At 36.1% G+C, this 23,991-nt stretch carries 26 protein-coding genes and 1 other annotated feature; of the genes, 8 read left to right on the forward strand and 18 right to left on the reverse strand.

The genetic code is table 11. From position 1 onward, the window contains the following. Positions 1–4: 4 nt before the first annotated feature. Both yqeH and ACE1TG_RS01100 read right to left on the reverse strand, forming a co-directional pair. Complete coding sequence (gene yqeH, locus ACE1TG_RS01095; protein WP_375050507.1) at positions 5–1,105, reverse strand: ribosome biogenesis GTPase YqeH; 1,101 nt, start codon at positions 1,103–1,105, stop codon at positions 5–7. Between the two features lie 2 nt (positions 1,106–1,107). After that, positions 1,108–1,623, reverse strand: a complete 516-nt coding sequence (locus tag ACE1TG_RS01100; RefSeq protein WP_375050508.1) for a YqeG family HAD IIIA-type phosphatase — start codon at positions 1,621–1,623, stop codon at positions 1,108–1,110. Between the two features lie 488 nt (positions 1,624–2,111). Here ACE1TG_RS01100 and sda point away from each other — a divergent pair, with 488 nt between their 5' ends. The 8 genes from sda to sigK all read left to right on the forward strand — a co-directional run bounded on the left by sda (position 2,112) and on the right by sigK (position 8,747). Then, positions 2,112–2,252, forward strand: a complete 141-nt coding sequence (gene sda, locus ACE1TG_RS01105; protein ID WP_375050509.1) for a sporulation histidine kinase inhibitor Sda — start codon at positions 2,112–2,114, stop codon at positions 2,250–2,252. A gap of 207 nt (positions 2,253–2,459) precedes the next feature. Next, complete coding sequence (locus ACE1TG_RS01110; protein WP_375050510.1) at positions 2,460–4,796, forward strand: Na+/H+ antiporter subunit A; 2,337 nt, start codon at positions 2,460–2,462, stop codon at positions 4,794–4,796. Beyond that, the gene (locus ACE1TG_RS01115; RefSeq protein ID WP_375050511.1) at positions 4,796–5,134 is read left to right on the forward strand and encodes a Na(+)/H(+) antiporter subunit C; all 339 of its coding nucleotides are present in this window, start codon (positions 4,796–4,798) and stop codon (positions 5,132–5,134) included. Before ACE1TG_RS01110 ends, ACE1TG_RS01115 begins: the two co-directional genes overlap by 1 nt. After that, the gene (locus ACE1TG_RS01120; protein WP_375050512.1) at positions 5,127–6,602 is read left to right on the forward strand and encodes a Na+/H+ antiporter subunit D; all 1,476 of its coding nucleotides are present in this window, start codon (positions 5,127–5,129) and stop codon (positions 6,600–6,602) included. Before ACE1TG_RS01115 ends, ACE1TG_RS01120 begins: the two co-directional genes overlap by 8 nt. Positions 6,603–6,608: 6 nt before the next feature. Then, complete coding sequence (locus tag ACE1TG_RS01125) at positions 6,609–7,085, forward strand: Na+/H+ antiporter subunit E (protein WP_375050513.1); 477 nt, start codon at positions 6,609–6,611, stop codon at positions 7,083–7,085. After that, positions 7,082–7,393 (forward strand): Na(+)/H(+) antiporter subunit F1, encoded by a 312-nt coding sequence (locus tag ACE1TG_RS01130; protein WP_375050514.1) that lies wholly within the window; start codon positions 7,082–7,084, stop codon positions 7,391–7,393. Before ACE1TG_RS01125 ends, ACE1TG_RS01130 begins: the two co-directional genes overlap by 4 nt. After that, positions 7,374–7,745: a monovalent cation/H(+) antiporter subunit G gene (gene mnhG, locus ACE1TG_RS01135; protein WP_375050515.1), complete on the forward strand. Its 372-nt coding sequence runs from the start codon at positions 7,374–7,376 to the stop codon at positions 7,743–7,745. The genes ACE1TG_RS01130 and mnhG overlap by 20 nt, the downstream gene beginning before the upstream one ends. Positions 7,746–8,042: 297 nt before the next feature. Next, the gene (sigK, locus tag ACE1TG_RS01140; protein WP_375050516.1) at positions 8,043–8,747 is read left to right on the forward strand and encodes an RNA polymerase sporulation sigma factor SigK; all 705 of its coding nucleotides are present in this window, start codon (positions 8,043–8,045) and stop codon (positions 8,745–8,747) included. Positions 8,748–8,776: 29 nt separating this feature from the next. Here sigK and ACE1TG_RS01145 read toward each other — a convergent pair whose 3' ends face one another. From ACE1TG_RS01145 to mnmA, 16 genes are all read right to left on the reverse strand, one after another. After that, positions 8,777–9,016 carry a YrhC family protein gene (locus tag ACE1TG_RS01145; protein WP_375050517.1) on the reverse strand — a complete coding sequence of 80 codons (240 nt, stop codon included), beginning with the start codon at positions 9,014–9,016 and terminating at the stop codon, positions 8,777–8,779. 68 nt (positions 9,017–9,084) lie between these two features. Next, positions 9,085–9,774, reverse strand: a complete 690-nt coding sequence (gene mtnN / locus ACE1TG_RS01150) for a 5'-methylthioadenosine/S-adenosylhomocysteine nucleosidase (RefSeq protein ID WP_375050518.1) — start codon at positions 9,772–9,774, stop codon at positions 9,085–9,087. A gap of 26 nt (positions 9,775–9,800) precedes the next feature. Continuing rightward, positions 9,801–10,490, reverse strand: coding sequence for a YrrS family protein (locus tag ACE1TG_RS01155; protein WP_375050519.1), 690 nt, complete (start codon positions 10,488–10,490; stop codon positions 9,801–9,803). Between the two features lie 528 nt (positions 10,491–11,018). Next, positions 11,019–11,495 (reverse strand): transcription elongation factor GreA, encoded by a 477-nt coding sequence (greA, locus tag ACE1TG_RS01160; protein WP_375050520.1) that lies wholly within the window; start codon positions 11,493–11,495, stop codon positions 11,019–11,021. A 140-nt stretch (positions 11,496–11,635) separates the two neighbouring features. After that, a complete protein-coding gene (gene udk / locus ACE1TG_RS01165; protein WP_375050521.1) occupies positions 11,636–12,277 on the reverse strand; it encodes a uridine kinase in 642 nt (213 codons plus the stop codon). A gap of 21 nt (positions 12,278–12,298) precedes the next feature. Continuing rightward, entirely contained in the window at positions 12,299–12,934 is a 636-nt protein-coding gene (locus ACE1TG_RS01170; protein ID WP_375050522.1) for an O-methyltransferase, read from the reverse strand. Between the two features lie 176 nt (positions 12,935–13,110). Beyond that, positions 13,111–14,229, reverse strand: coding sequence for an endolytic transglycosylase MltG (mltG, locus tag ACE1TG_RS01175; RefSeq protein ID WP_375050523.1), 1,119 nt, complete (start codon positions 14,227–14,229; stop codon positions 13,111–13,113). A 118-nt stretch (positions 14,230–14,347) separates the two neighbouring features. Next, positions 14,348–14,638 (reverse strand): DUF1292 domain-containing protein, encoded by a 291-nt coding sequence (locus ACE1TG_RS01180; RefSeq protein ID WP_375050524.1) that lies wholly within the window; start codon positions 14,636–14,638, stop codon positions 14,348–14,350. 12 nt (positions 14,639–14,650) lie between these two features. After that, positions 14,651–15,067, reverse strand: a complete 417-nt coding sequence (gene ruvX, locus ACE1TG_RS01185; RefSeq protein WP_375050525.1) for a Holliday junction resolvase RuvX — start codon at positions 15,065–15,067, stop codon at positions 14,651–14,653. Then, entirely contained in the window at positions 15,068–15,334 is a 267-nt protein-coding gene (locus ACE1TG_RS01190; protein ID WP_375050526.1) for an IreB family regulatory phosphoprotein, read from the reverse strand. It abuts the gene before it with no gap. A gap of 95 nt (positions 15,335–15,429) precedes the next feature. Further along, on the reverse strand, positions 15,430–18,069 hold the full coding sequence (gene alaS / locus ACE1TG_RS01195) for an alanine--tRNA ligase (RefSeq protein WP_375050527.1): 2,640 nt from the start codon (positions 18,067–18,069) through the stop codon (positions 15,430–15,432). 62 nt (positions 18,070–18,131) lie between these two features. Further along, positions 18,132–18,338, reverse strand: a binding site (T-box leader). Between the two features lie 49 nt (positions 18,339–18,387). Beyond that, positions 18,388–19,455, reverse strand: a complete 1,068-nt coding sequence (locus ACE1TG_RS01200; protein WP_375050528.1) for an AI-2E family transporter — start codon at positions 19,453–19,455, stop codon at positions 18,388–18,390. A gap of 47 nt (positions 19,456–19,502) precedes the next feature. Further along, positions 19,503–19,694, reverse strand: a complete 192-nt coding sequence (locus tag ACE1TG_RS01205) for a hypothetical protein (RefSeq protein WP_092492472.1) — start codon at positions 19,692–19,694, stop codon at positions 19,503–19,505. A 63-nt stretch (positions 19,695–19,757) separates the two neighbouring features. Beyond that, positions 19,758–22,085: an SF1B family DNA helicase RecD2 gene (recD2, locus tag ACE1TG_RS01210; protein WP_375050529.1), complete on the reverse strand. Its 2,328-nt coding sequence runs from the start codon at positions 22,083–22,085 to the stop codon at positions 19,758–19,760. A gap of 18 nt (positions 22,086–22,103) precedes the next feature. After that, on the reverse strand, positions 22,104–22,772 hold the full coding sequence (locus ACE1TG_RS01215) for a tetratricopeptide repeat protein (protein ID WP_375050530.1): 669 nt from the start codon (positions 22,770–22,772) through the stop codon (positions 22,104–22,106). A gap of 106 nt (positions 22,773–22,878) precedes the next feature. Then, positions 22,879–23,988, reverse strand: coding sequence for a tRNA 2-thiouridine(34) synthase MnmA (gene mnmA, locus ACE1TG_RS01220; protein WP_375050531.1), 1,110 nt, complete (start codon positions 23,986–23,988; stop codon positions 22,879–22,881). Between the last annotated feature and the right edge of the window lie 3 nt (positions 23,989–23,991).

Consider the following 23,991-nt stretch of genomic DNA (forward strand, 5'->3'; position numbering starts at 1 on the left):
CCTCCTACAAAAATGACCTTCTTATTGATACATTAACATCTTTAGGACTGTGGGCAGCAACCGTAACATTACCTGTTGGAATTGTTACCCATCCCAGTCCCGGAAAAACAATGTCTGTTTGTTTATCTGTTATTCGGTACGTACTCTCAGTCAACCTAGGTAGAATTTCTAGAGATTTTTCATCTGGAGGTGATAAAAGTCCTCCTCTGTGTTCACTTAAAAGCTGGTCAGCCTTTTCTAATTTTGTCCTGTGAATCGTTAGGTCATTGGAAAAATAACAGACAAACGACTGCCTATCTCCTTTAACGAAGTCCAAACGTGCTAAACCGCCAAAATAGAGCGTTTGCTGATCATTCAATTGATATACCCTAGGCTTGATTTCTTTGTTTGGTGTTATTAGCTTGAGATCATTCTCTGATATATAATGTGCTATTTGCTGTTTATTTACGATACCAGGTGTATCAATTATTGAAGTATCGCTATCCAAAGGTATCTCTATAAACCCTAAAGTTGTACCAGGAAAATAGGAAGTAGTTATCACATCATTTACACCATTTGATTCCTGTATCAGCCGGTTTATAAAAGTGGATTTCCCCACGTTTGTTGTACCAACTATATAAACATCTTTTTTGTTTCGATACTTTTCAATAGCTTCAGTCAACTCTGCTAAACCATACCCTCTTACTGATGATATAAGGTATATTCCTTCCACTTTAATCCCAGCTTCATTAGCAGTGGCTTGGAGCCATTGTGTTAATTTGCGCTTATTTGTCGATTTTGGTAACAAATCAATCTTATTGCCAACCAATAGAACAGATTTGTTGCCTATAATACGGGGAAGACTTTTTATCATACTTCCATTAACATCAAATATATCTATTACGTGAACAACAAGCCCATCAGTATCCTGAATCTGGCTTACCATTGTCAAGAAGTCATCATCTGTCATGGAAACATCCTGTATTTCGTTATAATGCTTCAAGCGAAAACAACGTTTACATAAAACAGTTTCCCTATCAAGTGTCGACTTTGGTGTATATCCGACCTCGTCAGGGTTGGTTGATTGTATTAGAGCTCCGCATCCTTGGCAGTAAATTTTCTCCACTCTCATTCCTCCCAGCTTATCTTACCTTTTTTATTCATGTAGCTTAATAATCGCCTTTCAATTTTCCGATTAATACGGGTGATTTTTCCATCAGTTTGAACAATTGGGACAACGAGTATCGTGTGAAATCCTGCAAAGTTGCCACCAAGCACATCCGTTAAAAGCTGATCACCAATAACTACTATTTCTTCCTTATTCAGCTTCATTTCTTTCGCCGCACTCTTAAAAGCCTGGCTTAATGGCTTTCTGGCACTAAATACAAATGGTGTATCAAGCGGCTCCGAAAATAGTTTAACGCGCTCCTGTTTATTGTTCGAAATAATGGTTACTTTAATGTCTTGTTCTTTCATCTGTTCAAACCATCGGATAACTTCCGGAGTGGCATCCTTAACATCCCAAGCCACAAGTGTATTATCTAAATCAGTAATAATTCCTTTAATACCTTTCTTCCGTAGCAAGGCTGGGTGTATATCAAATATGGTTTTTACGTGTTCATTAGGCAAAAATTTTTTTAACAATAGTTACACCTCTTCATATATACTGCAAGCATTGTTTTCTAAGTAGTATTTCGTGTTTAAGATATTATTTCCATCAATACAGGTGCAAATAATTATTATAACTTAATCCTATAATAACTTTCTACATTAATAAAGAAATAATCAAGCCCAAAAGTGTCATTTTTATTATTAATCATGCTATTTATGCAAAAAACCGTTCGACAATTTCTTTCAAAATTCGAGTTGTGGATAACTCTGTTCACAAAATCCACAGTGAAAAAACAGCATTTTCGACGTATTTTTACCTTTTATACACAAGTTATCTACAAGCGGTTGTAGATAACTATTGCCTTGTCCTACCTATAAATTCATGGTAAATTATTAAATAACAACAGAATGACCTAGATATTAGAAAACTTGGCTTATCACCAAGCCTTAGATGCACTTATGCAGTAAGAAAAGTTTTATACTTTCTTACCTGCTTTAAAAAGTTAAGGAGGGCTGGATTTATGGAACATTTGTCAGATGAACTACTATTAGAATCCTATCAAAAAGCAAATGAATTAAATTTGAGCCCGGACTTTGTATATCTGATTGAAAAAGAAATTAGGAAACGATCTTTAACACACAAAATCAAATGTTCAAGTTGAACCAGTCAGTTTACCAATAAATAATAGCAGTAGTACTCACCCCTATCATTTAATTGATAGGGGTTTTTTATTTTATCTGTAACCATATTATGATAAGCTATTTTGGTATAATAATAAAAGGATAATTGTTCACGCAGTTAACTAAATGGATTCCTCGTTTCATTCATACATACCTACCTACGATCATTAAGGAGGACTACTAATAACATGATTTACATAGTTTTAATCCCACTTTTGCTTGCTTGTTTTATTCCATTTATAAGTAAGTTTAAAGATAAGATACATACTGGTATTTTTGTATTCATTATTCCCTTTACGATTTTTCTATACTTTATCGGTTTTATAGGGAACGGATTCTCACCAATTTTTCAAACATATAGATGGATTCCATCACTGGATATTAATTTCAATTTTTACTTGGATGGTCTCAGCCTCCTCTTTGCATTACTGATTAGTGGAATTGGTGCACTTGTTGTTCTTTATTCAATTTATTACCTTGATAATTCAGAGCGATTAGGTCATTTCTACGTTTATTTACTGATGTTCATGGCAGCAATGCTCGGTGTAGTCTTATCGGATAATATCTTTGTTCTTTACACATTTTGGGAGTTAACATCAATTTCATCGTTTTTACTAATTGGATATTGGCATTTCAACGAACGGTCCAGATATGGTGCAATGAAATCAATGTTAATTACTATTTTCGGTGGATTAAGTATGTTTGGCGGCTTTATACTGTTATCTGTTATTACAGGAACGACCAGCATACAAGCAATGATTGCACAAACTGATATTATTTTAGCTAGTGAATACTTACCGCTTATTTTAGGATTTATACTTTTAGGGGCATTTACCAAATCAGCACAGTTCCCTTTCCATATCTGGCTACCGGATGCAATGGAAGCACCTACACCAGTAAGTGCCTACCTCCATTCTGCGACAATGGTTAAGGCTGGCCTCTTCCTGGTTGCTCGATTTTCTCCTATTTTTTCTGGCTATGAGTGGTTCTTTATTGTCGTAAGTATAGCCGGAATTGTTACGTTATGCTGGGGGTCATATATGGCCGTCCGCCAAACAGATTTAAAGGCAATTCTTGCGTTCTCAACTATCAGTCAGTTGGGTATGATTATGGCAATGCTTGGATTTGGGACAAAAATTGCTATTTTTGCTGCAGTATTTCACATTTTAAATCATGCTACATTCAAAGGAAGTTTATTTATGGTCGCAGGTATTGTAGACCATGAAACAGGCACACGTGACATACGAAAACTTGGTGGCCTATTAACCTTCATGCCAATGACAGCCACGCTAGCGTTATTCGGCACGTTTTCTATGGCAGGTGTTCCGTTGCCATTTCTAAATGGATTTTACAGTAAAGAACTGTTTTTTGATTCCGCTATTCATTTAACAGAGGGAGTAAGTGATATAGCAAGTTTTCTGGTACAGGTGGTCCCTTATCTGGCAGTATTAGGCAGTATTTTCACTTTTGTCTACTCGCTGTATTTCTTCTTTGGTGTCTTTGGAGGAAAAAAGAAACTAAGCCAATTACCCAAAAAACCACATGAAGCACCGTTTGGTATGCTGCTATCTCCAATTGTGCTTGTCTTAGGTGTTATCTTAATTGGACTATTTCCTAATTTAGTTAATGGAACATTTATCGCTCATGCCGCAGAAGCGGTATATGGAAGTGAAGTTGCTAAAAAGCTGAAATTCTGGCACGGCATTGAAACACCTGCATTCCAAATGTCACTCGTTGTAGTAGGGATTGGTGCAATTCTTGTTTCAACACGAAAAAAATGGAATGGAATTTACAATATACTCCCAGGAAAATTGAGTTTGAATAAAGCTTATGATTGGTTAATCAGCATATTGGATGTGTATTCAAATCGTATTACACGTTCTTATATGACGGGATCCATAAGGTTCTACATCGCTGCAATTCTTGCTACAACATTAGTAGTAACGTTCACATTTATGTTTGTGACCGATGGCTTCACGATACAATTTAATAATTTGGCCAAGGTTACAATTATTGAAATAGCTGTTGTTCTGCTTATGATTGCTGCTGCAATTGGTACAATCTTTACCAAACATAATGTAGCAGCTATTTTAACTGTGGGAGTTGTTGGCTATGGTGTAGCAATCCTGTTTGTTATTTACCGTGCCCCGGATTTGGCGTTAACACAGTTAGTAATAGAAACCGTTTCTGTAGCATTATTTTTGCTTTGTTTCTATCACTTGCCTAAACTTGAAAAAAATAATGAATCTTTAAGTATCAAAACAATAAATATATTAATTTCGGTTGGCTTTGGTACATTGTTAACATTGATTGGAATTGCATCCCATAGCACCAACGGTTTCAATAAAATTTCAGATTATTTTATTGAAACCTCCCATTCACTTGGTGGTGGTGATAATGTGGTAAACGTTATTTTGGTAGATATGCGTGGCTTGGATACATTATTTGAAATTGCTGTTTTGGGTATTGCTGCACTCGCCATCTATAGCATGATTAATCTAAGAAACAATAAGGAGGAGAAATAATGGAAATTATTATCTCAATCCTAGCAGGTACACTATTTGCCACGGGTGTTTATAATCTATTACAAAAGCAATTATTGCGGATTATTATTGGCACGGTACTACTTTCACATGGTGCACACTTATTTATATTAACAATGGGGAAATTAAAAACAGGTGCCCCACCAATTCTAATAGAAGGTGTTAAGGAATACACTGACCCATTACCACAGGCGCTGATACTAACTTCTATTGTTATCAGTTTTGGCATAACTAGCTTACTGCTAGTGCTTGCTTATCGTACTGCAAACGAAAATAATACAGATAATATGGAACAGTTAAGGGGTAACGAACATGAGTAACTTAGCAGTTTTACCGATCATTATTCCGTTGATTGCAGGTATAATACTTGCTTTTTTTCCTAAAAAATTAATTCTAGTCAGATCTCTAGCAAAAGTTTTTTCTATTATAAGCTTAGCTGCAGTTTGCTATATAGCATGGTCAGTATTTAATAATGAGGCTATCATATTGGAAACCGGAGGATGGGCTGCTCCATATGGAATTGTTCTTGTTGCAGATTCACTGGCAATACTACTTGTTTTAACAACAAACATTCTTGCAGTAGCATGTGCTTTTTATGCCCCCTATTCATTATCTGATCGAAAAGAACAATATTATTTTTATTCGTTCTTTTTCTTCTTAATTACGGGGGTTTCTGGCGCTTTTCTTACTGGCGATTTATTTAACTTGTTTGTATTCTTTGAAGTCTTACTAATGGCTTCTTATGCACTCATTGTCTTGGGAGGCGAAAAAGTACAGCTCCGGGAATCAATTAAATATGTATTAATTAACCTTTTTTCTTCCATCCTGTTTGTAACTGCTATTGCGTTCTTGTATTCTGTCGTTGGAACCGTAAATATGGCACAGATTGCCCAACGCGTGCAGGATGTTGAACAGCAAGGCATCCTAACAACAGTTGGCATACTTTTATTCTTTGTATTTGCAACAAAGGCAGCACTATTTCCTTTATATTACTGGATGCCTAAATCATATATTGTACCAAACCCCGTTATATCCGCGCTATTTGGGGCATTACTTACTAAAGTCGGCATTTATTCGATAATTCGTGTATTCTCATTAATTTTTGTATATAAAATTAACTTAACACATGAAATGTTTATATGGATTGCCGGATTGTCAATGATTTTTGGTATTATCGGGGCATTATCAACCAATAATATAAAATTGATTATCGCATACAACATTATACCTGCAATTGGCTTTATTCTAATGGGTCTTGGTGTCTTTAATGAAGATTCCATGAGTGGATCCATCTATTATTTAGTTCACGATATGCTGATTAAAACTACCCTATTCTTACTAGTAGGAACGATAACTTATGTTGCAGGCACATCTGATTTACGTAAATTCAGTGGACTGATTCACTATTATCCATTTTTAGGCTGGCTATTATTTGTTGCTGGATTCGTTCTAGCCGGTATTCCTCCTTTCAGTGGATTTGTAGGTAAGTTGCTATTGCTAAAAGGAGCCTTATCAAATGCTGAAATAGCGATCGTTATTATTGGATTGCTGTCAAGCCTACTAATTCTTTATTCCATTATGAAAATATTTGTTAAAGGATTCTGGGGTGAAAAAGATGAATCGATTGTTCGTAAATCCACAAAAGGATTAATCGCGCCAATCGTATGTCTATTAACTTTATCTGTTATGCTGGGAATAGGGGCTGAGTTTGTTTATCCTACTATTGAATCTATTTCTGCATATTTATTAAATCCAGAAGTTTATATTGATTCTGTGTTAAAGGAGTGATGTAAGATGGCCTTTCAGATTGTTATTAATTTAATAATCGCGATAATGTGGATGTTTTTAAGTGAAACCTACACTGCTGCAAGTTTTATTGCCGGGTATATGCTCGGAATACTTTTATTACTTGTATTTAACCGATTTATTCCAGATGCTTTTTATTTGAGACGTGTATATAAAATTATCTATTTAATGTTTTTATTTATAAAAGAGTTGATATCATCAAACTTCGATATCGTGAAACTTGTTTATAAACCTAAGCTTGAATTTGAACCAGGAATCTTTGCAATGCCTACTGAATTAAAAAGTAACTGGGAGATCACTTTACTTGCAAACCTAATTTCTTTAACACCTGGTACGCTTTCCGTGGCAATATCCAGTGACAACACCCACATTTATATCCATGCCATGCATATTGATGATATTGAAGATGAAATTCACTCTATTAAAAACACATTTGAAAAAGCTATTTCTGAGGTGACACAATGACAGAATTACTATCATTAACTGTAACAATTCTTGAGATTGTTACAATAATATGTGTAGTCGCTATTTCCATATCACTACTGTTGCTATTATATCGAATCATTGATGGACCAACAAACGCCGACCGAGCTGTAGCACTTGATGCTATAGGTATCAATCTAATGGGCATGGCAGCATTGGTTGCAATTAATATCTCAACAACCATGTTGAATGATGTTATTCTGCTAATTGGAATCCTGTTATTCATTGGGACAATAGCAATTGCAAAATACTTGGAAAAGGGTGTTATAATTGATAGAAACTTGGATTGACATCGTTTTAAATTTACTAATCGCCTTCTTTTTACTGTCAGGAACATTCTTTATTCTATCAAGTTCCATTGGAATTGTTCGTTTTCCGGATGTTTATACAAGATTACATGCAGCTACCAAAGCTTCAACACTAGGTATTGCAGGCATATTAATTGGCGCATTTCTTTTTTTATACGTATCAGATAATATCGTTAGCGGAAAGTTACTATTAGCTATTGTATTTACACTGTTAACCGCCCCTGTGTCAGGTCATATGATTTCAAGGGCAGCCCATCGGAACGGAGTAAAACCCGTTACCAAAAATAGAACAGACGAATATGAAGAGGCTATTCAAAAGCATACCCAATATTAGAAAACGCAGCTTTCGCCAGGCATTAGCTGCACATATGCAGAAAGAAAGTGTTTATACTTTTGTATACAAATACCTCTCTAAATTAAATTACAAATTTATTTTCATGATAGATGGTGACTGTACTCGGAGGGTGAAAGTGTTCTCCTGCAGTGGAAATCAAAAGGCATAGCACATGCAACTTATTCAATTAAATAAACCAGGCTCAACTTTTTCTGGACAGACACAAAACCACCTTTTCCCTCATAAAGATGTTATATAGGCAATAGCCCAGCCAGTAATTAAAGGAGGTGCTTGTGTTTGTCTGGAATATTAAGTGTTCTTGCATTACTGATTAAAGAAGCGATCTTTTTTGTCTCCTACGTAAAAAACCACGCGTTCCCACAACCTTTACCACCAGAAGATGAAGCAAAGTATATTCAAGCAATGCAAAATGGTGATGAAACCGCACGGAATAAATTAATTGAACACAACTTACGGCTGGTTGCACATATAGTCAAGAAGTTTGAAAATACCGGTGAGGATATGGAGGACTTAATTTCGATTGGTACGATTGGGTTAATTAAAGGGATTGAGAGTTACTCGACAGACAAAGGGACGAAACTAGCCACATATGCTGCCCGGTGTATAGAAAATGAAATACTTATGCATTTACGTGCATTAAAGAAGGTTAAAAAAGATGTCTCCCTCCACGATCCGATCGGCCAGGATAAAGAAGGAAATGAAATTAGTCTGATTGATATTTTAGAAGCCGAAAATGAGAACATTATTGAATATATTCAGTTAAACATGGAAATTGATAAATTAAAGCATTACCTGTCTATCCTTGACAGAAGGGAAAGAGAAGTCATCATTTATCGTTACGGGTTAGGAAAGCAAAAGGAAATGACCCAACGGGAAATTGCAGAAAAACTCAATATTTCCAGAAGTTATGTATCCCGTATTGAGAAAAGAGCCTTAATGAAAGTCTTTCATGAATATTACCGGAAAGAAAAAAGAGCTTAAGTAACAAATAAAGCGCGTTGATCAAATGATCATACGCGCTCATTTTCCTGTATTTTAATTTTCATCCTATGAGATTGATAGATTAGCCATCCCGCCACGACTGTTGTTGCAAACGAAAGTAGTGTTAGTGAACTACCGTCTGGGGACTGACGAATATACGTATTAATAATTGCGCCCATATACAGATATGAAGCCAATATTAACAATGTTGCTGTAAAGCGTCGATAGTCCTTTAATTTTAACTCTAATTGTTCGATATTTAACTTCATAGTACCTCCCTCCTATATGAATCATAACATATGAAACTATAACTATAGGAAGGTAAATGTTGGATACATTATATCGTTTTAATCATATTCATAATTAGGTTGGCAGCATTCTCAGCTGCATCTTCGAGGAACGCATCAAATGAAACAGACGACTTTTTCCCCGCAATATCAGATAACGCTCGGATTATGACAAAGGGTGTATCATATTGGTAGCAAACTTGTGCAACTGCTGCCGCTTCCATTTCCGCTGCAATCATTGTGGGAAATTTTTTGTGTATAAACGCTACTCGTTCAGGGTCTTCCATAAAAGAATCGCCTGTTGCAATAATCCCCTCGTTAAAGTTTATATCCAATTCTTTTATAGCTTGCGTAGTTTCTGCAATTAATTCTGTATCCGCAGCATACATTGCTGGCATATCAGGAACCTGACCATAAGCATAGTCAAAAGCAGTTACATCTACATCATGATGGACAACCTGTGTGGAAATAACAATGTCCCCCACCTCTAGATCCTTTGAAAAACCACCAGCGGATCCAGTATTAATTACCTTCGATGGTGCATATCTTTCGTGCATGATAGTTGTTGCCATTGCAGCGTTTACTTTACCAATACCTGATTTAAGCAAGACTACATCCTGTCCAAGTAACTCACCTTGTACAAATAAACAATTAGCGATAGTAGCTTTTTTTTTGATTATCATCTTTTCCATTAGCAGAGCGATTTCTTCATCCATTGCCCCAATTATTCCAATTGTCATAGTAGTGCCTCCATTATGAAATAAACCTACTCAAATCGATATTCCTGATCATTTTCTTTCAGTTTTTCAACTTTAGTTGGTTTCCAGCCTTGATCTTCTACCCATGTAAGATAAGCCCTGTAGACTTCTGTATTTTCACTATTAGATACTGTTGCAAGAACTTTTTGATTACCATCTCGTGAAACCCACCACATTATAAGCGATTCTTCATCCAGTCCAGTAGCTACTGCAGCAGCTTTTCTCATCTCTTTTCTATCTTGTGATCCATCTTTGAAATTGATTGTATGCTGGCCAGTCTGCTCTGTACCTACAGGTTTCCAGTTACCGGTATATGCCTCTGTCACGTTACCATCCGAAGGCTCAGCTTGTTCAGTTTCTACTTCACTATTATTATTTTTCTCTTCTGTATCAGTCTCATTTGTACTATCTGACGAATCGCTGTTATTTTCAGATCCATTTTCTTCTGTAGCCGATTGCTCTTCCTCATTAGATGTTGACTCTTCCGGATTTTCTCCAGCTTGTTCTGACTCCTCCGGGGCATTATTTGATTGGTTTTCAGCAGTCTTATTACCTTCATCATCCCCACCAAAAATAATTACTCCAATTAAAACAATAAGAAGTAAACTCCCTAATACTAGAAATACTGATAATGATTTAGTATTTTTTCTTCTCTTTTCAAATTTATCCACACGTGAATAATCGTTAAAATCAGACATTGCCTATACCCTCCCATACTATACTCTACTATAATATCATATTTTGCTAGTGAAGATATATGTCATAATTAGAATAGATATTTTAGACTATTTAGTATGAAAGCTTGTTGTTAAAAGAATACTGCATTTTTACAGGCAATAAAACTTAAAGTACTCGAGATAGATTGAGACTCATTGAAACAGGATTAAGACAGACTTCGTGGGACTAGTACAAAAGCTCAAGGGGCCTGTTCAGCGCCGTATGGACTGTGCTCAGTGCTGCGGGTAGGTCGACGTTGCCACAGGATGTGGTGTTTTTAGTCGAACATCCTTTATTTCTTATCGTAGGCACGGGGAGGGCAGTCCACTAGGCGCTAGGAGCTGGCCGGTTAGAACGCCACGTCCTGTGGCATCACTGGCACTAGTACGTCCTGTACGTCGGAGCTGAACGTCACTGATTCTGATGTGCAGTATCCACATCACTTAAATTTTATAATTTTTTATACAGTAAAAAAAGCGGAATGAATAATCATCCGCTTTTTTAAGCTATTAGTCAATTTTTACGATTTGCACCTGGATATCTCCACCAGGTGTGGACACTGATACTTCTGTGCCAATTTCATGACCAAGTAAACTTTTGGCCATTGGGGAGTCATTCGAAATCTTTCCCTCGAATGGATCAGCTTCAGCGCTGCCTACAATGGTGTAGGATTCTTCTTCTCCATCAGGAAACTCCTTGAACGTTACAGTCTTTCCTAACGATACTATATCTGGGTTATCATTATCATTTTCAATTATCACTGCATTACGAATCATTGTTTCTACATGACTAATACGTGATTCAACAAATGCTTGTTCATCTTTAGCTGCGTCATATTCAGAGTTCTCAGATAAATCACCAAAACCGCGGGCTTCTTTTATCCGTTCAACAACCTCTTGTCTTCTTTCTGTTTTCAAGTAATGCAGTTCATTTTCTAATTTCTCTTTCCCCTCTTGGGTCATATAAAAGCTTTTCTCTATTGCCATTATAAATACACTCCTTTTATCTTACAATCAAAATGAAATCCTAAACATTATAATAATACTGCATATGTGCCTTTAATATTCTGAAAAAAGTTATACTAAACACTACTATGGCAGATTTAAATTAAATTTTCAATACTTTTTCAGTATTTGTTTTGTTGATTTTTAGATAATATTTTTTCTATTTTAGTGGCCATAATATCAATAGCCACATGATTTTGACCGCCTTCTGGAATTATGATATCTGCATATCTTTTAGTCGGTTCCACAAATTGCAGATGCATCGGTCGGACATTATTTGTATATTGATCAATAACAGAATCCAACGTTCTTCCGCGCTCCTTAATATCTCTTAACAGCCTGCGAATAATTCTTACATCTGAGTCTGTATCTACAAACACCTTTATATCCATTAAATCGACCAATCGAGGATCTTCGAGAATTAGAATTCCCTCCAGAATGATAACTTCTTTAGGCTCAACTGGAATCACTTCGTTTGAGCGTGTATGAACCTTGTAATCGTAAACTGGCTTCTCAATTGTTTTACCATTCATAAGGTCATGCAGATGTTCTATCAATAAATCATTATCAAAAGCTAAAGGATGATCGTAATTTGTATTTAACCTTTCTTCAAAAGGTAAATGAGTCTGGTCTTTATAATAATAATCTTGTTCTATTACAAGAATAGTTTTATCTTGGAAACGTTGACAGATTGAACGGGTTACAGTCGTTTTACCGCTCCCGCTTCCTCCAGCAACCCCTATAACAACTGGTTTTTCAGGCATAAAAATAGGTTCCCCCTTCTTCTACTTTTTATTACTTATAGCTATTCCATCTCCGATTGGAACAATGGTTGTTACATAATCGGGATGCTCAATCAGCCATTCGTTGTACTCTCTTATCTTTTTGGCTAATTTTTGAAATCTAGGATGTTGTTTCTCTGGATCAGCTACATAACCTTTGAATAATACATTATCAGAAAGGACAAAACCATTCTCAGATAAAAGTGGACTGGAAAGCTCAAAAAAGCGCTTATACTTTCCTTTTGATGCATCAATAAATACCAAATCAAATGGGTTATCTACCTTTAATTCGTTTAGTATCTCTATAGCATCTCCGAAAATGATTTGTATATTATCCTGAAAACCTAATTTCCGTACGTTTTGAATTGCTTGATTATACCTTTGTTCATCCCGCTCAATTGTCACAATTGTAGCATTCGGATTTGCCTCTAACATTCTTAGCGCTGAATATCCAATAGCAGTACCTATCTCCAATATTCTACTGGGCTTATTTAAGCGTATTAATTGCATCACAAAATTAATAGCTATTGGATCCATAATTGGCACACTTTCGTTTTTTGCAATATGCTCAAGTTCGGCTACCCAGTTGTCTGCAGAAGGTAAAGATCGTGATAAATAGTTTCTTAACTTTTCATCCATTACAACAACCTCTTTTATTATCGTTAAAGGGATTCTTATGAAAGCTTATTTTACTTTCTCAGACCTCTTATACTGTGGGGTGCTAGCCTTTGTTGTACTTATGAAGTAAAAAAATTTAAACTTAACTGTCCAAAAATAGGAAATGTGAATTTCTTCATCCACACTTCCTCCCCACTTTATTTTATATACTGCGCTTTATATTCCAGATGTTGATCATGTGTTTTGGAAAAATATACGTTGCCTTCACCGTCATGCAAAAAGTACTTATATTTTGTTTCCGCTGGATTAAGAGTTGCCTCTAAGGAAGTCTTAGCGAAATTCGATATAGGGCCTACCGGTAAAGCGTTAATTTGATACGTATTATATGGCGAATTAACTTTTAAGTCTTTTGATAATACTTTTTCTTTATGCTTGCCAAGTGCATATAATACAGTTGGATCTGTTTGCAGGGGCATACCTTCATCAAGGCGATTATAAAACACACTTGCAATCTTCTTTCGCTGATCCACAGAGCTTGACTCTTTTTCAACTAAGGATGCCATCGTTAAAGCTTCATGTACAGTTAAATCCTGTGCAGATATTTCATCTAAATAAGGTGTAACAACTTCTTCAGTTTTATCGAGCATTTTTTCAACTACTGATTGTATGCTTGGTTCTTTTTGATAAAAATTATATGTCGCTGCAAATAAATACCCTTCTAATGGTGTTCTAATATCGGGATTCAATATATCATTCGTTAATATATCAGGGTATGTATTTATTAGAATTTCAATATACTCGGAGTCATTTACCGCATTCAGAAAATCATCTTTACTGAAGGGAAGTTTTCCAGCGTATATTCCAGCTATTTCATCAATGGTTTTTCCCTCAGGGATTGTAATTGTATATACTGGCTCTTCCAAAACTTTACCATTTTTTAAGGCGGTAATTATTTCATCGATTGTCATCGAAGGTGTAAGTGTGTATTCTCCCGCCTGGAAATTAGATTCATTCTTAAATTTTATGTAGAACCTAAAAACACGGCTGTCTTTAATAATCCCATTATCTTCAAGAATACTTGCAATACTGGATGTTGAAGAACCCATTGGGATTTCAACTTTTACTTCTTTTTCACTATCGGGATTAACTGGCTGTAAGGCGGATTTGACATATGTGTACCCTGATATCCCACCTATTACAAGTATAAGGACTAATGAGAAAATTATAATGGCAACTATTTTTCTCACGGTTCTCGCATCCTCGCTGCGCTTTATTAGGTTGTCCTTATACTTACCAGACTTATTCTTTTTAAACATTTGTTTATCCCCCTCACCCGGTACATTATACTAAAAAAAATAAAATTTAGCTATGATAAAAGAAAAGCTGATATCATTATTTGACATCAGCTAAATAATCTATTATTTGTTCCTTTAACTATTGTTCGTCCTCTTCTTCATTAGCTAGAGTATTCAGCATTTCCTCAACAATTTGCCATTCCTGTTCTGATTCAATTGGAAACAACGAAAGGTCATTATCGTCTTTTTCCTTTTCTTCATAACGAAATGCATAAACTTCAACTTCTTCATCATCATTTTGCTCAACTGGTACAACTGCGATATACGATTGTTCTGTTTCATCTATGTCAAAGGTAAATAATACTTCAAATAGATGTTCTTCACCATTTTCATCTGGTATAATAATACGTTCCTTCTCCTCAAGCGCCATTACTACACTCCTTTAATTCTGTTGATCAAGATAACCCTGTAAAATCATTACGGCTGCCATCTTGTCTATTACTTTCTTTCTCTTCTTTCTGCTAACATCAGCTTGCAACAGGACTCGTTCTGCTGCAATAGTTGTAAGTCTTTCATCCCATAAAATTGTTGGGATGTTGTATGATTCTTCAATATGTTTTGCGTATCTTTCGGATGCCTTTCCGCGTTCACCAATCGTATTATTCATATTTTTGGGCAATCCTATCACAGCTTTTTCAATTTCATGCTCTTTTAAAATTTTTTCAAGCTGTTCATCGGCAGAATGTATTTCCTGTTCATCCCACTTTATTGTGGTCAGACCTTGTGCGGTCCAACCAAATGCGTCGCTCACCGCGATACCGATTGTTTTGGAGCCAACGTCTAATCCTATTATTTTCATTTATCTATCCTTTTGTTCTTCTAGATAAAATTTTACCAATTCTTCAATTACCTCGTCACGCTCAACTTTACGTATTAAGTTCCTTGCATCATTATACCTCGGTATATATGCAGGGTCACCAGATAATAAATAACCCACAATTTGATTGATCGGATTATAACCTTTTTCCTTAAGTGCACCATGGACAGTAAATAGAATTTCCTTTATGTCCTGATCAAAAGGTTCCTCCGAAAAATTAAATTTCATTGTTTTATCAATAGAGCTCATAGTGACACCTCATTCCATGTTTTGCCTTATTCATATTCTAACATGTTTATTGTCATTATTATATCTTTTTTTGTCAGATAGAATACAAGCTATTTTTAACTCTTTTTATCTTCTACATATTTAGTTGCAAGCTTTAATGCATCATTAATCTTATTGGGATCTTTACCGCCGGCCTGAGCCATATCCGGACGACCGCCACCACCGCCGCCACATAGTTCAGCAGCTTCTTTAATTAAATTGCCAGCATGTAACCCTTCTTCAATTAAATCTTTTGATACACCGGCTGCAAGCTGTACTTTCTGGTTATTCTCTGCTGCCAACAGTATGACTCCTGAATCTAATTTTTGTTTTAAGTCATCAACCATATTCCGAAGCTGATTCATGTCCTTAACATTCACCTGTTGTGCAAGTACGTTAACACCGTTTATCGTTTTTACTTGTTCCATTATAGATGATGCTTCAGCATTTGAAAGTTTGGCACTCAGTGATTCATTTGCTTTTTGCAGTGACTTAATTTCCTGAAACAATCCTTCCACTCTCTCTGGAGTCTTTTCTTCAGTTGTTTTTAGGAGCTGTGCTGTTGATTGTAACACGTCAAGCTTCTTATTTACATACTCATACGCCTGTTTACTCGAAATCGCTTCAATTCTCCGTGTCCCAGCACCGATACCTGTTTCGGATACAAGTTTAAATAAACCAATTTCAGCTGTATTTTTAACATGGCAGCCACCGCATAATTCAATACTATAATCACCTATTTGGACAACACGAACAATGTTCCCATATTTTTCACCAAATAAAGCCATAGCTCCCATTTTTTTAGCATCATCTATTTTCTTGTTATCAATTCCTAGCGGTAATGAAGCCCATATTTTTTCATTAACAATTTGTTCAATCTGCTGTAACTCTTCTTGCTTCACAGAACCGAAATGTGAAAAATCAAATCGCAACCGGTCTGGTGTCACCATAGAACCAGCCTGATTGACATGGTTTCCTAGCACATCTTTTAAAGCTTGGTGTAACAAATGTGTTGCGGTATGATTCTTAATAATAGCTGTCCGGAATCCTTTATCAACGATTGCTTTTACACTGCTATTAGTATACAGCTCCCCATCTTTCACACGTACCCGGTGAATGTGTTGACCTTTTGGAGCTTTTTGAACATCTTCAACATATGCTAAAGCAGTATCCGTATAAATCCAGCCATTATCTGCAATCTGGCCTCCACTCTCAGCATAGAAAGGAGTTTCTTGCAAGAACAGCATTACTTCCTCTCCAGCTTCGGCTTTATCAGCTACATTACTTCCACTTACAATTGCTGTAATTGTTGTATCTGTTTCTAATTGATTATAGCCAATAAACGTACTATCTGCTTCTATTTCACTTAATATACCATCTTGTACTTGCATAGAGTCTACCTTTTGACGTGCATTTCTAGCTCGTTCACGCTGCTTTTCCATCTCTTCTTGGAAACCTTCTTCATCAATAGTAAATCCCTGTTCTGCTACATATTCTTCTGTTAGTTCCTTAGGAAAACCGTACGTATCATATAGTTTGAACACTTCATTGCCTGGAAAAACATCGCTTCCTTTACTTTTTTCTTTTGCCATAATTGATGTCAGAATATCCAAGCCATCATTTAACGTTTCATGGAAGCGTTGTTCTTCAATTTCAACAATGCTTTCAATATTCTTTTGTTGTTTGACGACCTCAGGGTAAAAGTCTTTCATAATTTCTCCAACAACAGGGACCAATTGATACATAAATGGCTTATCTATACCAAGTTGCTTAGCAAAGCGCACCGCGCGTCGCAACAACCTTCTTAACACATATCCTCTGCCTTCGTTTGATGGTAGTGCATTATCTCCTATTGCAAATGTTACTGTTCTGACATGATCCGCAATAACTTTAAATGCTGTATCATCTGCAGTATCTTTACCATAGTCTCTCCCGGACAATTCTTCAGTTTTCTTAATGATTGGCATAAACAGATCTGTCTCAAAATTAGTTGGAACGTCCTGAATAACCGACACCATCCGTTCAAGTCCCATACCAGTATCAATGTTTTTCTTAGGTAATGGCGAATAAGTATCGTCCGGATTATGATTAAATTGGGAAAAGACTAAATTCCATATTTCCAGATAACGCTCATTTTCACCGCCAGGATAAAGTTCAGGATCATTTGGATCGTTTCCATATTGTTCACCACGGTCGTAGAATATTTCAGTATTTGGACCGCTCGGCCCCTCACCAATATCCCAAAAATTCTCTTCAAGACGAATGATGCGTTCTTTTGGAATCTTTACATCGTGTTGCCAAATATCGTATGCTTCGTCATCTTCAGGATGGACAGTTACAGCTAATCGTTCAGGGTCAAAACCAATCCACTTGTCACTGGTTAAAAACTCCCATCCCCATTCAATCGCTTCTTTTTTAAAATAATCACCTATTGAGAAATTGCCAAGCATTTCAAAAAACGTATGATGTCTTGCAGTAAACCCAACATTTTCAATATCATTTGTCCGAATTGATTTTTGTGCATTAACCAGTCGCGGATTATCCGGAATAACCCGTCCATCAAAATATTTTTTTAATGTTGCGACACCACTGTTAATCCATAACAGTGTTGGATCCTCTTTAGGTACCAAAGATTCACTTGGTTCAACACGGTGTCCTTTTTCTTTGAAAAAATCTAAAAACATTTGTCGTACCTGTGCTGAAGTTAACTGCTTCATAATTCCGCCTCCATTATTTAAAATTATTCTATAACAATAAAAAAATCCCCTCTCTGCATTCATGCAGGGACGAGATATTCGCGGTACCACCCTAATTATGGACAACATTATTATCCATCACTTTGACATTATAACGGTATGAGACCGACGGGTATTAACCGTACTCCAGTTTAGCTTTCCATGTCTCTTCATTAGGATTTCTTACAGCCCAAAGGAAACCCCTCTCTTAAATTAGAGTATCATGTACTTAGAACTTTCAACGTATTTAGATATTAATTTACTAGTTATGCGATATTATAGAAAACAAAAGCAGAAATGTCAATTATATCGTCTGGCTGCAAATAGATGTGTTGTGATTACATTCAATATAGTTAGTACCGGTACTGCTAAAATCATTCCAAGCACACCACTTAGTTGACCACCCAGGAGTAAAGCAAAGATAATGGCAACTGGATGAATGTTTATACTTTTTCCTACGATATATGGAGATAATAAGTTACCTTCAATTAACTGGATGATGAAGATACTGAGTAATACCATTAATACCATTTTACCGGAAGTCGCAGCTGTTATTGCAACAGCAGGAATTGCACCGATAATCGGTCCGAAATATGGTATGATATTTGTTAGTCCGATAATTAGTGCTAATAACAAGGCATATTTAACATTTAAGATATAAAAAGCCAGAAATGTTGTTAAAAATACAAATAGACAAACAAGTAATTGCCCACGAATATAATTTCCCAAGCTTTTATCTACTGCATGAGCCAACTCACTTATTCGTACTTGATACTTCGATGGAATCCATTTTTTAAAATAGTTTGTTATTTTGACAAAATCCTTCAGAAAATAAAAAACCAACACAGGGATTACAGTAAGGAACACGATCAAATCAAGTACTTTTGTAAATCCTCTTACAAGGTTTGTCAGTAGATTTTCAATAAAGGATTCTATATCGTAAATTAGCTCATCCATCTTATCATGCACTGTTTCCGGCAAAAAGGCAGTGTACTCGTATAAACTGTACACAAAATTACGGTACATTTCAATAAAGTGAGGCAGCTGCTTATTTAAATCACTGAGCTGGTGAATAACAGCGGGATAAACCCTGTAAATTAAATAAGCGGTACCACCAAAAAATAAGAGATAGATTATTAATATCGCAATACTCTTAGGAATATTATAATGATGCATCTTTTTGATGATGGGATAAACGAGATAAGCAATAAGAAGAGCAATTAGAAAAGGAGAAAGCAAATACCAAAGAAATGAAAAGAATTCTCCAAAAATCGGGGAAAGTTTTACGAATAGAAATATAAACAGAAAGAAAGCAATTCCGGTAATGGCCCAATACAGCAAATCTAACGGTTTTTTATCTTTAAACATATGTTACACTCCCTAGCAGAAATATAGTTTTCATATACTACTAAGGGTTACCATTGGATTTTCCGCTCATCTTCAGAAAACAGGTCATCGAGTGAACTTAAAGATCCATCCGCTTCTACCTGATGGATTGTTAATTCATTTCCAAACACTGATAGCTCGATAAAACAAGTCCAGCAGTAATATTGCTGAGATCCTATTTTCCCTATATCTTTACCATTACAATTCGGGCACACGAACATAATCAAAGCTCCTTTAGTCTTTATTCTTATGCTTGCCCGAATATTAAAAAATATACTAATGAATTACATGAAATCATAAGGTGATATTTCCTTTTCGTCCTCACCTTCATACATATCTGTTGTTGGAATATCCTGCAACCTATCATTCAATTGTTCTGGCAATGTGGTATAACGCCTATTTGTATCCAGTGTACTTACGCCACGTAAAAATGCATTCTGCTGTCCGCAAATAATTAATGACTTTTTACTCCTGGTTATGGCTGTGTACAGCAGATTTTTACGCAGCATCCTATTATATGAAGAAACGACAGGCATAACCACAATTGGAAATTCGCTCCCTTGCGATTTATGAATTGAAATACAATAAGCATGCATGATATTCACATAATCTTTCCGCTCATAAACTACTTCTTTGCCTTCAAAATCAATTACTAACTGTTCTACATGGTCTACATTTTCATCTTCTTCGAATATAGCTACTACTTCTCCAATATCACCGTTAAATACACCGTCTTCCGGCTTATTGACAAGCTGTAGTACTTTATCCCCTGTTCGATACACAATATCATTCGATTTAACTTCACGCTTTGTTGATGATTTAGGATTTACTAAAGTTTGTAAGTGCTGATTAATGATTGTTATTCCAGCTTGTGATCGATACATTGGTGCCAAAACTTGAATATCTCTTAACTCAACACCTTTATCTTTCGCTTTGTGAAACACCTTTGTAATTACATCAATCATTTGATGCTCCAAGCAAGGGATAAAACTGAAGTCCTTATCATTAAATAAAGAGTCCGCTGTACACGTATCATGTTTAATCAAATGTGCCAGTTGAATTATTTTTGAACCTTCTTTTTGCCTATAAACTTCATTAAGACTTACGACAGGAATTAAATCGCTGCCTAACAAATCAGCTAATACTTGCCCGGGTCCAACCGATGGAAGCTGGTCTTCATCACCAACAAGCAATACTTGCATATCATCCGGAATTGCCTTAAACAGACTATTTGCCAGCCAAATATCAACCATGGAAAATTCATCTATGATTAAAAACTTTCCAGACAACTGCTCATTTTCATTTTTTTCAAAACCATCTCTTCCGTCCCAGCCCAGCAACCGATGAATCGTCACTGCCGGTAGACCAGTAGATTCTGTTAAGCGCTTGGAAGCTCTACCAGTGGGTGCTGTTAAAATAAACGGAAAATCTGTCTCTGAATCATACTCACCAGGATCAGTCGAGACGTTGTGTATTGCTGCATATGATTTCAAAATCCCTTTGATTACAGTAGTTTTCCCTGTTCCAGGTCCACCCGTAACGATCATTAATTTTGACTTTAAAGCATGATTTATCGCGTTAAATTGCTCTTTTCCGTAACTTAATACCTCTGCTTCCTCAATATCGCCAATAATTTTCATAAGTTCAGCCATCGTTGTGTCCTGTTCAATCGGTTTTTTCATCAGACGATTGATATTAGAAGCAAACCCATCTTCTGCATAATAAAGTGAAGGCAGATAAACGTTTCCATCCTTCATAATGACTGCCTTTTCCTTATTTAAATCTTCCAGACGGTTAGAAACCATATCCACTGTTAACGACTGTTCAGGATTTAAAAGCAGGTCCAGCACCTGGTTAACACAATAATCGATCGGTAAATAAACATGCCCATCTTGAATATTTTTTTGTAAAACATAAATACACCCAGCCCCGATTCTGTTTGGGTGGGTCAGTGATAAACCATTTTGCTGGGCGATCTGATCCGCTGTACGAAAACCAAAGCCTTCAATATCAAATACGTATTGATAAGGATCATTTTGCAACACATCAATTGCCTCATCTTTATATTCCTGGTATATCTTTTGAGCCATTTTTAATCCAATACCATATTTGGATAAATATACAACGATGTGTTCAAAACCCTGATTTTCCTGTAACGTTTTACTTAGTAATTCAGCTTTTTCTTTTTTTAACCCAGGGATGTCATTTAATACTTCATCATTATTTAAAATCTTGGATATTGCATTCTCACCTAGCACTTCAACTACCTTTGTAGCTGTTTTTTCACCTATACCATAAAATAAATCACTGGATAAATAAGCAATCAATCCGTCTTTTGTATCTGGAATATATGTCTCAAACGATTTAACCTGATATTGCATACCAAACTTAACATGTTTTTCAAAATCACCATAAAAACAATAAACCGTTGCATCCTGCAGGTCGGAGAAATAACCTTTCACAACAATTTCTTTGTCTTTGGTATTCTCATTTGTATCATGAACTTTTATTTTTGCAATCGAGAAATGTTCGCTCTTATTTTGAAAAATCATATATAAAAGTTCACCTTTTATATAGCCTTGATCTGTATTAGATTGCTCATCCAGTATCATTTAAACAACCTCACAATCTTACATATCCGTGTTATTCAGCAACTCTTCAATCTGACTTTTTCCATTTGCGGCCAGTGTGTGTTCAGGCTGTATTTCCAGGGCTTTCTCAAAATGGCCCAATGCATCTGATAGATTTTCATCATATATCGCAATTACACCCAAATTATAATGTGCGTCACTATGTTGTTCTTTTAGTTTCAAAACATTTTCAAAAACCGTTCTTGCGTCTTTAATATGGTCACTCTGCGCCAACGTCAGTCCGTACTGGAATAGAACTTCCGCATCATCCGGATCGAGCTCGGTTGCCCGTAATAAATATGGTAATGCAAGCTTAAAATGCTCCTCATGATAAAAGGTCATACCTAGCATAAAGTAAACATCTGCTTCGACCAGACCGATATCTATAGCCTTTTGAAAATTTTCCTGTGCTTTTGGATAAACAGACTCTTCATAATAAACATTACCCAGTCCATAATATGCAGTAGCTGCGTGCTCATCCAATTCAATTGCCTTCTCAAAGAAGCGCTGTGCACGTTCAAGGTCATTGACATGAAGGAGTAAATTTCCAAAATTAATATAGCCAAGGGGGTCTTCCGGGTTTTCCTCGATTACCTTATTAAAGATTTCTGCAGCTTCTTCGTATTTCTGTTCCTTCATTAGATTTATTGCTTCCTGATTTCTATCCATCTTTTGTAAATCCTCCAATAATTAGAAACTTGGTCTATCTATAATGACGAAAGCTTTCATTTGGATTAAATAAAATAGAGGGGACCACTTAGATGATCCCTCTACATTATCCTACGTAATCCAGGTAAGTTTCATCTTTAATAATTTCATCAATTGTGCCTCCACCTAGGCATACTTCTCCATCATAAAATACAACTGCTTGTCCAGGGGTAATGGCACGTTGTTTTTCATGGAATTCAACATGTACCTTGTTATCTTCCAGTTTATGAACAGTAACCGCACTATCCTTTTGACGATACCGGAACTTGGCTGTACATGTAACTGATCCTTCACCAGGGACTTTAATCCAGTTTACATCAGACGCTATTAATCCGTCCGAATATAATTTCTCATTATCAAAGCCTTGTTCTACATATAAAACATTTTCTTCCAGGTTTTTCCCAACGACAAACCACGGATCACCTGAACCACCTATACCTAAGCCTTGGCGCTGACCTATTGTATAATACATAAGACCATCATGCTTTCCCTTTTCAATACCTGTTAACGTCTTCATCAGACCAGGTTGTGCAGGTAAATACTCACTTAAGAACTCTTTGAAGTTTCGTTCGCCAATGAAGCAAATACCAGTACTGTCTTTCTTGGTTGCTGTAACAAGATTATGCTCCAAAGCAATCTCACGTACCTCTTTTTTATTCATATGCCCTAAAGGAAACATAACTTTTGCCAGTACATCCTCAGTCAATTGATTTAGAAAGTATGTCTGGTCCTTATTATCATCGACACCACGCAACATCTCGTATTCACCATCTGTTTTTCTAACTTGTGCATAATGACCTGTTGCCAGATAGTCTGCACCCAAGGATGTAGCATGTTCAAGGAATGCTTTAAACTTTATCTCTTTATTACACATTACGTCAGGATTTGGAGTTCTTCCTGCTTTATATTCGTCTAAAAAGTAAGTGAATACTTTATCCCAATATTGTTTTTCAAAATTCACGGCAAAGTAAGGAATATCCAGTTGATTACAAACCCTTACCACATCATCATAATCGTCTGTTGCAGTACAAACACCATTTTCATCAGTATCATCCCAATTTTTCATAAAGATACCAACAACATCATAACCTTGTTCCTTCAGCAGTAATGCGGCTACGGAAGAATCAACTCCTCCACTCATTCCAACAACTACCCTTATATCTTTATTGCTATTCATTAC

The organism is Virgibacillus sp. JSM 102003 (assembly GCF_041949995.1).
Lineage (GTDB): Bacteria > Bacillota > Bacilli > Bacillales > Amphibacillaceae > Lentibacillus.